Source organism: Paenibacillus nanensis (assembly GCF_003583765.1).
In the GTDB taxonomy this organism is placed as follows: Bacteria; Bacillota; Bacilli; order Paenibacillales; family Paenibacillaceae; genus Pristimantibacillus; species Pristimantibacillus nanensis.
On sequence record NZ_QXQA01000037.1, the window covers coordinates 1 to 1,547 of the forward strand.

Sequence of the window (1,547 nt, forward strand, 5' to 3'; positions counted from 1 at the left end):
CTTTTTGCATTAGCTTCGAGGATTAAAGTAGCCGGGTCGAACGTACCTGCCCGTGGGACTTGATCCCGAGCGCTATAATGTTCACCCCTACTTGTCATGACCATGATTGAGGCTGGTTGGGACATAGATCCCGTATCACATGCGATGCTGTGGAGGACAAGGAGGTTCATATGGGCTGCCGGTAAATCTACTTCGAGGAGAGATAGAATGAACCCTGTTATGGGCTAGATATATCTAAAGAAGAAAGCCACGGACAAGCTTTCTTAGATCGAGGAAAACCATACCGAGGGACATTTCATTTTGAACATACAAGGGATGGTCTCGAGATACTGCTTCAAGTAATTCATGATATCGAACATGAATCGGGTCATCGTCCAACATTGATTCTGGAAGCAACCGGGCACTATCAAAGCCCTGTTGTTCAATTTTTAGAGGAACATCATTATTTGTTTATCGTTATCAATCCGCTCATTTCTAATCGGCTTCGAAAAACCAATCTTCGTAAAGTGAAAACGGATGCTGCTGATGCTTATCTTCTAGGAGAGCTTTACTATAGGGAGGAATTCGAGCCGTTCAAAAAAAGAGGTGTGCAACTGCTGAATATGCGTTATCTGACGCGACAGCACGAGTCCTTCTCCAAGATGTGTGTGCAAACGAAGCTACAGTTCCAAGCCGTTCTGGATCAGGTATCCCCGGCGTATAAAGGTGTTTTCGGCGCTATGTATTCTAACGTGTCCCTTCGCTTCTTACATGAGTTTCCGACTTCATCCTCCGTTCTACAAGTCAGTGAAGAGACATTAAAAATTAAAATTAATACTCTTTTATCTTCAAAACGTGGGAGATCAGAGAGTTGGATTAATGAACGAGTTCAACGGTTGATGGAGGCTGCAAAACAAAACCCATTTCAACAAACGATGTATGAGAGCCACTTAATTAATCTTAAAATCTTGATTAGCCTTATTCTTCAGTACCAGGAACATCTTTCTGAGTTGGAACAGACTATAGATGCCCTGGCTACTGAGATTGAAGAATATGATTTAATCCAATCGATTCCCGGTATTGGCCCTAAAATTGCTGCAACAATTTTAGCGGAAATTGGAGAAGTCGACAGGTTTGATCATCCAAAGAAACTGGTTGCCTTTGCAGGAATAGACCCCAGTGTTTTTGCTTCAGGCAAGTTTACAGCAACACGTAATCGAATCACAAAACGTGGTTCCAGACAGCTCAGATACGCACTCGTAATGGCGGTACAGTGTGGTCTAATCCGCTCTCGCAACACTCGGATTAAAGAGTTTTACGAACGCAAAAGAGCTGAGGGAAAGCCTCACAAAGTAGCTGTAGTGGCTTGTGCGAATAAGTTAGTTCACTGGTTGTATGCCATTTTAAATAGTAAGAAATCATTCCGTCCCGCATAGCAAACAATTGATGGTATAACCTTCCAATACAACCCATGTTGGAGGGTTGTTTGGCATGCTCATTAATCAATATAACACAAGTTCTCATGTTGTTTTGCTGGTAATGTTGACAAGCTATTAGCTGGTATAGCT

The 1,547-nt window shown here is 42.5% G+C and carries 1 pseudogene; it reads left to right on the forward strand.

Annotated features, from left to right (window positions below):
• Nucleotides 1-212: 212 nt before the first annotated feature.
• Nucleotides 213-1,415 (forward strand): annotated as a pseudogene (locus D3P08_RS26980) (IS110 family RNA-guided transposase); the annotation flags it as partial.
• Nucleotides 1,416-1,547: the final 132 nt, after the last annotated feature.